Genomic DNA, 8,254 nt, shown 5'->3' with positions numbered 1-8,254 from the left:
GTTCTCAAACAACCGACGCACACCCACAGAACCAGAACTTCCGTCCCAGCCCCGCCGGGGCAACCCCTCAAACTTACCAGACTTTTTCGGCCGCTCCGACCGCCTGTTTCCAGCCGATCGGACCGTCCGACGCAGAGCCGGAAAGTCCCCGCATCGATGCTCGGGGCGCACGAATGCGACCTGATCCTCGATGTGAGTTCCAGCCCCGGGCGGCCACCTGAGCTCCGGTCTCCCGGATCGTGCTCCTTGGTGTCCGTCTCCCTGTCGGGCTGACGTCGTAGAACATTACACGCTCCGGCGCGCCCGGCCAACTCCGTCCGCGGTGACGCCCGGCACACCGCTCCCCGCGCCCGGACGGGCTTCGCTGCGAGGTCCAGAATCGTGCCGTGAGCATCCCGCAGAACCCCCCGCAGCCGCACGCCTCCGTCCTCGTCCGGCCGGCGCGCGCCGACGAGAGCGCCCACGTCGCGTGGCTCGCCGCTCTCACGTTCCCGTCGGCGTGCCCACCGGGGACCTCGGTGTCCACGATGGCCGCGCACGTGGCGGCGCGCCTGTCCCCGGACGCCGTCCGTGGCTGGGTCGACTCCGACGCCGACGCGCTCCTGGTCGCCGTCGACGGCGACCACGACTCCTCGACCGCCCCGACGACACCGACCACGCCGGTCGGCTACGCGCTCGTGTCGTTCGGCGAGCCCGACGGTGACGAGGAGCGTCGGGTGCTGCGTGCCGTCGTCGGCGCCGGGCCGTACGCCGAGCTGTCCAAGATCTACGTGCACCCGGACGTGCTCGGCGGCGGTGTGGCGGCCCGACTCCTGGAGGCCGCTATCGCGGCCGTCGCCGAGCGCGCCGGCACCGTCGGCGTCGGCGCACCCTTGTGGCTGGGCACCAACGCGCAGAACGCGCGGGCGCAGTCCTTCTACCGCAAGCACGGTTTCGAGGTCGCGGGCACGCGCACCTACGACGTCGGCGGCGTGCGGCACGACGACGTCGTCATGGTCCGCCGACCGGCCTGACCGCACGACGACGGCCGGGCGGCACACGCCGCCCGGCCGTCGTCGCACCGCAGTCGTGGCCCCGGGTCAGCCCCCCGCGCGCAGGCCCAGGATCGCGTCGGCGCTGCGCTCCGCGTTGCCGAAGGAGTCGACGGGGAACGGCGGCTCGGCGACGGTCGACGCGTTGTCCTGCTCCCAGATGCCGTGCTGGCGTCCCGAACCTGCGAGCGCCCCCAGGAACGCCTGGTAGTCGAGGTCGCCGACCCCGAACTCGACGATGTCGTAGCCGTTCGACGACTGCGGGTTCACCCGCCCGTCCTTGAGGTGGAACATCGGGTACCGGTCGCGGTGGGCCAGCACGTACTCCACGGGCTCGAACCCCGGGTAGAGGTGCCGGCCCACGTACGCCCAGAACACGTCCATCTCGAGGTAGACGGCGGTCGGGTCGGTGTTCTCCAGGAAGACGTCGTACAGGCGCGTCGCCGGGTCGTCGGTCGCGAAGCCGAACTCGTGCTGGTGGTTGTGCTGGTAGAACTTCAGCCCGCGCGCCGCGGCCGCCGCACCGAACGCGTTGAACTGCTCGGCCGCCGCCAGGTAGCCGCCGACGGTACGGTCGTTCGTCGGGGCGTTGGCCGTGCCGACGTGCGCCATCCCGAGGGTCTCGGCGATGTCGAGCTCGGCCTCCAGGTTCCTGGCGAAGTCGGAGATGCCCCGGTGCGAGCCCACCGCGACGAGGCCGTTGTCGTCCAGCAGCGTGCGGATCTCCGCGGGCGTGATCGCCCCGACGCCGCCCTGCGTGTAGCCGGCGAACTCCACCTCCCGGTAGCCGAGCGTCGAGAGGCGCTCGAAGACCGCCCGGAACCCGAGCGAGCTGACCTTGTCCCGGATCGAGTAGAGCTGGATGCCCAGCTTGCCCGGCGGGACGAGACGGCGTCCGCCGCCGGCGGCGGACGCCGCGGGCGCCGTCGCGGCGGTGGACGTGACGGCCGCGGCCCCCACCGCGACCGTGGAACCCGCCAGACGCAGGAACGTCCGGCGGTCGAGCTCGGTACGACTGGTCATGCTGATCCCCTTCGATCAGGACGCCGGACCACCCGGCGCCACGCTGTCGCGAGCCATCGCGGTGGGAGACGCGTCAGCGCTGGGAGAACGCCGCGTCGAACGCCGCCTCCGGGGCGTCGAACGCGAGGCGCCGCACCAGCTCCAAGGCCTCGGGGGCGCCGACCAGGCGGTCCATGCCGGCATCCTCCCACTCGATCGAGATCGGCCCCGCGTACCCGATGGTGTTGAGCATCCGGAACGCGTCCTCCCACGGCACGTCGCCGTGCCCGGTGGAGATGAAGTCCCACCCGCGCCGCGGGTCCGCCCACGGCAGGTGCGACGACAGGCGCCCGTTGCGCCCGTTGCCCATCCGCTTCTTCGTGTCCTTGCAGTCCACGTGGTAGATCCGGTCCTTGAAGTCCCACAGGAAGCTCACCGGGTCGAGGTCCTGCCACACCATGTGCGACGGGTCCCAGTTGAGGCCGAACGCCTCCCGGTGCCCGATCGCCTCCAGCGTGCGCACGGTGGTCCAGTAGTCGTAGGCGATCTCGCTGGGATGCACCTCGTGCGCGAAGCGCACGCCCACCTCGTCGAAGACGTCGAGGATCGGGTTCCACCGGTCGGCGAAGTCCTGATAGCCCGCCTCGACCATCGCCTCCGTCGCCGGCGGGAACATCGCCACGTACTTCCAGATCGACGACCCGGTGAAGCCCACCACGGTGTCGACGCCGAGCCGCGCCGCCAGCCGCGCCGTGTGCTTCATCTCCTCCGCGGCACGCTGGCGCACGCCCTCCGGGTCGCCGTCGCCCCACACGACGTCGGGCAGGATGTCGCGGTGCCGCTCGTCGATCGGGTCGTCGCAGACGGCCTGGCCCTTGAGGTGGTTCGAGATGGCGTACACCTTGAGACCGTGCCGGTCCAGCAGGTCGAGGCGGGACTGCACGTACGCGTCGTCGTCCCACCGCCACGGGTCCAGGTGGTCGCCCCAGCAGGCGAGCTCGAGGCCGTCGTAGCCCCAGCCCGACGCGAGGCGGGCCACCTCCTCCAGGGGCAGGTCGGCCCACTGGCCCGTGAACAGGGTGATCGGTCGTGCCATGATGCGTTCTCCTCGTCGAGGTCGGCGGTGCTGGGGTGGCGTCGGGTCGTGGCGTCGGGTGGGGGCGCGGTCAGCCGGGCAGGTCCACCCAGGCGTGGCCGGCGTCGGAGCTGCGCTCGACGGCGTCGAGCACGCGCTGCACCGCGAGCCCGTCGGCGAACGACGGCGTGGGTTGCTTCCCCGCCGCCAGGTCGCCGACCAGGTCGACGACCTGATGGGTGAACGCGTGCTCGTAGCCGAGCCCGTGACCGGCGGGCCACCAGTGCCCGCCGTAGGGGTGCTCCGGCTCGGTGACGACGATGCGGCGGAAGCCCGCCACCTGGGCGTCGTCCTCCGCGTCGAAGAAGTGCAGCAGGTTCATGTCCTCGAAGTCGAAGGCGAGCGAGCCGCGGGTGCCGCTGACCTCGAGCCGGATGGCGTTCTTGCGCCCCCATGCGTACCGCGTGGCCTCGAACGTCGCCGTGCCGCCGCCCGACAGGCGCCCGAAGAAGATCGCCGCGTCGTCGACGGTGACGGGCCCGGTGCCCTCCCCCGCCTCCCCGGACAGGCCGGAGAACGACGCCGGCACCGGACGCTCGCGCACGAACGTCTCGAGCATGCCCGCCACGCCGACCAGCCGCTCCCCCGTGACGAACTGCGCCAGGTCGACGACGTGCGCGCCGATGTCGCCGAGGGCCCCGGAGCCCGCCTTCTGCTTGTCGAGCCGCCAGGACAGCGGCGTCGTGGGGTCGGCCAGCCAGTCCTGCAGATACTGCGCGCGCACCTGCCGGACCTCGCCGATCCGGCCCTGCTCGACCAGGCGTCGCGCGAGCTGGATCGCCGGGACGCGGCGGTAGGTGAACCCCACCGCCGCGTACACCCCGCGCGCGGCCGCGGCGTCGGCCGCGCGGACCATCTCCTCCGCCTCGGCCACCGAGTTCGCGAGCGGCTTCTCGCATAGCACGTGCTTGCCCGCCTCGAGCGCCGCGACGGCGATCTCGGCGTGCGTGTCGCCCGGCGTGCACACGTCGACGAGGTCGACGTCGTCCCGGGCGACGAGCTCGCGCCAGTCCGTGACGGCGTCGTCCCAGCCGAGCCGGTCCGCCGCCGCCCGCACCCCGTCGGCGTCGCGGCCCGCCACGACCCGCATCCGCGGGGCGAGCGGGAGGTCGAAGAACCGCGGCGCCGTGCGCCACGCCTGCGAGTGCGCGGCCCCCATGAACGCGTACCCGACCATCCCGACGCCCAGCGTCGGCGTGCCCCCTGCCGTGGCGTGCTCGCTCATCGAGCGACCTCCGTTTCCCTCGTGCTCATGCTTCCGTACGTGCGGGTCGTGCCGTGCCTGCGGGCCTCGGTCCCGAGGGTCTCAGGACCGGAACCCGATGGACATGTACTGGTCGACGTTGTCCTTGGTGACCACCGGCGCGAACAGCTGGGTGGTGCGCGGGACACCGGCCGAGACCAGGTCGCCCATGTTCTTGTTCTGCACCACCAGGCGTGCCAGCTTGATGCCGTCCGCCGCCTGCGTCGACGGGTAGACGACGGTCGCCTGCAGCGGCGTGTCCCCGGCCTCGATGTGCTCCATGACGTCGAGCGACCCGGCGCCGCCGACCATGAAGAACTCGTCGCGGTCGGCGTTCTCGATCGCGGCGAGGACGCCGACGCCCTGGTCGTCGTCGTGGTTCCAGATGGCGTCGATCTTCGGCTCGGCCTGCAGCAGGTTCGACGTCGCCGTCTCCCCGCCCTGGACCGTGAAGTCCGCGGCGACCCGGCGGTCGACGTCGAGCCCGCAGTCGGCCAGCGCGTCCTCGAAGCCCTTGCTGCGGTCCTGGGTGAGCGGCAGCGACTCGATGCCCTGGATCTCGGCGACGATCGCGTCGGGGTTGTCGCCGAGCTGCTCGCAGATGTACGTGCCGGCGCTCACGCCCATGCCGTAGTTGTCGCCGAGGATCGTGGCGCGGGCGGCGAACGGGCTGGAGAACTCGCGGTCGACGTTGATGACCGGGATGCCGGCGTCCATCGCCTTCGTGGCCACCTCGGTGAGCGCGGCGCCGTCGAACGGCAGCAGCACGATGGCGTCGACCTTGTCGTTGATGAACTGCTCGATCTGGCTGATCTGGACGTTGACGTCGTTCGTCGCCTCGGCCTGGCGGAGCTCGACGTCCGAGTACTGCTCGGCGGTGTCCACCGCCGACTTGGTGATGGCGCCCATCCAGCCGTGGTCGGCGGCGGGGGCCGAGAAACCGATGACGACCTTGTCGCCCGGCTCGTCGTTGCCCTCGGCCGCGACCTGCGGCGCGGCCGAGCTCTCGTCCTCGGGCGGCTCGTTGCTGGTGCAGCCGGCGGCGAGCAGGACGGCGGACACGGCCACCGCGGCCAGCGCGGCGCTGCGCCGGGCTGAACTCGTCGGCAAGGTGGTAGGACGCTCCAGCGTGGTGCGTGCGGACATGTGATCATCCTCGATTCGGTCCGGCCGTGCCGGGCGGGTGGCCCGGTGCGGGATGGTGCTGGGGTGCTGCGGGGAGGGACGGGACGGCGGTGCGTCAGGTGGAGGCGGAGCGCCGGGCGAAGCGCTGCTGGAGCAGGACGGCGATCACGATGATGGCGCCCTTGGCGACGTTCTGGGCGGAGATCGACATGTTGTTGATCGTGAACACGTTGGAGAGCATCGCGAAGATGACGACGCCGATCACGGTGCCGACGATGGTGCCGCGGCCGCCGATGAGCAGCGTGCCGCCGACGACCACGGCCGCGATCACCTCGAGCTCGTAGTACAGGCCGTTCGTGGAGGTGCCCGCCGTGGTGCGGCCGAGCATCATCACGCCGGCGATGCCGGACGTCAGGCCCGAGAGCGCGTAGACGTACAGCAGGTGGCGCTGCACCTTGATGCCCGCGAGCCGCGACGCCTCGAGGTTGCCGCCCACGGCCACCGTGCGGCGCCCGAAGGTGGTGCGGTTGAACAGGAACCAGCCGGCGACGGCGACCACCGCGAAGATCCACACGAGGACCGGCACGCCGATGACGTCGGCGCGGAAGAAGTCCAGGAAGCCCTTGACCGAGACGACCTGCGTCTGACGGCCGGAGATCATCTCCGCGAGCCCGCGCGCGGCGATCATCATCGCCAGGGTCGCGATGAACGCCACGACCTTGCCGTACGCGATGATCGCGCCGTTGATGACGCCCGCCGCCGTGCCGACCGCGAGCGCCGTGAGCACCATGACCGTCCAGTGCACGTCCTCGGCCATCGTCTGCGTGGCGAGCGTGCTGGCCCACACCGAGGACAGCCCCACCAGGGAGCCCACGGAGAGGTCGATGCCGCCGGCCGTGATGACGAACGTCATCCCGATGGCGAGGACCCCCGTCACCGACGCGAGCCGGAGGATGGTCATGGCGTTGTCGAGGCTGGCGAAGCGCTCGCCGCCCGTGATCACGCCGACGACGGCGACGAGGGCCAGCGCGACGACGAGCCCGATCGTGCGGCCGGCGGGACCGGACAGCCACGAGGGGCGTGCCGCCCGGCCGGGCGGCGTCTCGACCTGGGTGCTCATGCGGCGGTTCCTTCCATCACGAGGTCGAGCACGCCGTGCTCGTCGATGTCCTGCGCGGGTGCCCGGTGCACGACGCGCCCTTCGGAGACCACGAGCACGTGGTCGGCGAGCCCGAGGACCTCGGGGATCTCGCTGGAGACGACGACCACCGCCGTGCCGGCGTCGGCCAGGCGGCGCACGAGCGCGTACAGCTCGGAGCGCGCCCCGACGTCGACGCCGCGGGTGGGCTCGTCGAGGAGCAGCACGTCGCAGCCGTGCACGAGCCACCGGCCGAGCAGGGCCTTCTGCTGGTTGCCGCCGGACAGGGTGCGGGCGGCGCGGTCGACGTCGGTGGGGCGCAGGTCGAGGGCCGCGACCTGCTCGCGCGCCGCAGCGCGCTCGGCGCGCTCGTCGAGCCAGCCGCCGCGGGCGAACCGCGCGAACGTCGACAGGGTGACGTTCCGGTAGACGGGCTCGTCGAGGACGAGGCCTTGGCTCTTGCGCTCCTCCGGGCACAGCCCGATGCCGGCGGCCACCGCGGCGTCGACCGACCCCGCCCGGAGACGACGCCCCTTGACGGAGACGGCGCCCGACGTCCGGCGGCGCGCGCCGTACAACGTCTCGAGAATCTCGGACCGGCCGGCGCCGACAAGCCCCGCCAGGCCCACGATCTCCCCGGCGCGGACCTGGAACGACACGTCCTCGAACGTGCCCGCGAGGCCCAGCCCCTCGACGTCGAGCACGACGGGAGCCCCGTCCGGGACGCCCGGGCGCTCGGGGAACACGTACTCGACGCTGCGCCCCGTCATGAGGCGGATCAGCTCGGCCGTGGGCGTCGTCGCCGCGGGGAGGTCGCGGCCCACGGTGCGCCCGTTCTTGAGGACCGTGATGCGGTCGCCGATCTCGCGGATCTCCTCGAGGCGGTGGGAGATGTACACGACGGCGACGCCCTGCGCCGTGAGCGCGCGGACGACGCGGAAGAGGTTCTCCACCTCCCCGGCGTCGAGCACGGCGGACGGCTCGTCCATGACGATGACCCGCGCGTCGTGGGACAGGGCCCGCGCCATGGACACGACCTGCTTGCCCGCGGCGGAGAGCCCGCCGACCTCGTGGTGGGGCGAGATCTCGGGGTGGCCGAGCCGCGCCAGCAGCTCGCGGGTGCGGGAGGTGGCCTCGCGCCGCTGGGTGAAGCCGCCGCGGTCGAGCTCGTGGCCGAGGAACACGTTCTCGGCGACGGTCAGCCCGTCGACGACGTCCAGCTCCTGGTAGATGGTCGCGACGCCCCAGTGCAGGGCCGCGACCGGGTGCGGGATGACGACCTCCTCGCCGTCCAGCACGATCTTGCCCGCGGTGGGCTGGTGCGCCCCCGCGAGGACCTTGATGAGGGTGGACTTGCCCGCGCCGTTCTGGCCGAGCAGGCAGTGCACCTCGCCGGGCAGCACGTCGAGGTCCACCCCGTCGAGCGCCTTGGCGCCCGGGAAGTGCTTGACGATGCCCTCCATGCGCAGCAAGGGGGCGGGGGCATCGCTGCCCTCCGGCGGTGCCGCGTCGTCGCGGTCCACGTCGACCATGCGTCCGAACCTAGGCCGCACTTCTGTCGACAGTCAAGCAAAAGACGG

7 protein-coding genes are annotated in these 8,254 nt (G+C 72.2%); 1 reads left to right on the top strand and 6 read right to left on the bottom strand.

Annotated features, from left to right (window positions below; genetic code table 11):
• The first annotated feature begins 386 nt into the window (after positions 1-386).
• Positions 387-1,013 carry a GNAT family N-acetyltransferase gene (locus tag ACQP60_RS17830; RefSeq protein ID WP_429735335.1) on the top strand — a complete coding sequence of 209 codons (627 nt, stop codon included), beginning with the start codon at positions 387-389 and terminating at the stop codon, positions 1,011-1,013.
• A 66-nt stretch (positions 1,014-1,079) separates the two neighbouring features.
• Here the strand turns inward: ACQP60_RS17830 and ACQP60_RS17825 are convergent, their stop codons facing one another.
• The 6 genes from ACQP60_RS17825 to ACQP60_RS17800 all read right to left on the bottom strand — a co-directional run bounded on the left by ACQP60_RS17825 (position 1,080) and on the right by ACQP60_RS17800 (position 8,206).
• Positions 1,080-2,054 carry a sugar phosphate isomerase/epimerase family protein gene (locus tag ACQP60_RS17825; protein ID WP_429735333.1) on the bottom strand — a complete coding sequence of 325 codons (975 nt, stop codon included), beginning with the start codon at positions 2,052-2,054 and terminating at the stop codon, positions 1,080-1,082.
• A gap of 73 nt (positions 2,055-2,127) precedes the next feature.
• The gene (locus ACQP60_RS17820; RefSeq protein WP_429735331.1) at positions 2,128-3,129 is read right to left on the bottom strand and encodes a sugar phosphate isomerase/epimerase family protein; all 1,002 of its coding nucleotides are present in this window, start codon (positions 3,127-3,129) and stop codon (positions 2,128-2,130) included.
• Between the two features lie 70 nt (positions 3,130-3,199).
• Positions 3,200-4,393, bottom strand: coding sequence for a Gfo/Idh/MocA family protein (locus tag ACQP60_RS17815; RefSeq protein ID WP_429735329.1), 1,194 nt, complete (start codon positions 4,391-4,393; stop codon positions 3,200-3,202).
• An 81-nt stretch (positions 4,394-4,474) separates the two neighbouring features.
• On the bottom strand, positions 4,475-5,557 hold the full coding sequence (locus ACQP60_RS17810; protein ID WP_429735327.1) for a substrate-binding domain-containing protein: 1,083 nt from the start codon (positions 5,555-5,557) through the stop codon (positions 4,475-4,477).
• Positions 5,558-5,651: 94 nt separating this feature from the next.
• Positions 5,652-6,656, bottom strand: coding sequence for an ABC transporter permease (locus ACQP60_RS17805; protein ID WP_429735325.1), 1,005 nt, complete (start codon positions 6,654-6,656; stop codon positions 5,652-5,654).
• On the bottom strand, positions 6,653-8,206 hold the full coding sequence (locus ACQP60_RS17800; RefSeq protein ID WP_429735323.1) for a sugar ABC transporter ATP-binding protein: 1,554 nt from the start codon (positions 8,204-8,206) through the stop codon (positions 6,653-6,655). Before ACQP60_RS17800 ends, ACQP60_RS17805 begins: the two co-directional genes overlap by 4 nt.
• Between the last annotated feature and the right edge of the window lie 48 nt (positions 8,207-8,254).

Origin of the sequence: Isoptericola variabilis, from assembly GCF_050311655.1 — a bacterium.
Taxonomy (GTDB): Bacteria; Actinomycetota; Actinomycetes; order Actinomycetales; family Cellulomonadaceae; genus Isoptericola; species Isoptericola variabilis.
The sequence above is the reverse complement of the archived record's forward strand: the minus strand, read 5'-3'. Positions and strand labels throughout refer to the sequence as shown.

Excerpts from the sequence above, each read along its gene's own strand:
- ACQP60_RS17825 (WP_429735333.1), bottom strand. The coding sequence starts at position 2,054 with ATGACCAGTCGTACCGAGCTCGACCGCCGGACGTTCCTGCGTCTGGCG.
- ACQP60_RS17820 (WP_429735331.1), bottom strand. The coding sequence starts at position 3,129 with ATGGCACGACCGATCACCCTGTTCACGGGCCAGTGGGCCGACCTGCCC.
- ACQP60_RS17815 (WP_429735329.1), bottom strand. The coding sequence starts at position 4,393 with ATGAGCGAGCACGCCACGGCAGGGGGCACGCCGACGCTGGGCGTCGGG.
- ACQP60_RS17810 (WP_429735327.1), bottom strand. The coding sequence starts at position 5,557 with ATGTCCGCACGCACCACGCTGGAGCGTCCTACCACCTTGCCGACGAGT.
- ACQP60_RS17805 (WP_429735325.1), bottom strand. The coding sequence starts at position 6,656 with ATGAGCACCCAGGTCGAGACGCCGCCCGGCCGGGCGGCACGCCCCTCG.
- ACQP60_RS17800 (WP_429735323.1), bottom strand. The coding sequence starts at position 8,206 with ATGGTCGACGTGGACCGCGACGACGCGGCACCGCCGGAGGGCAGCGAT.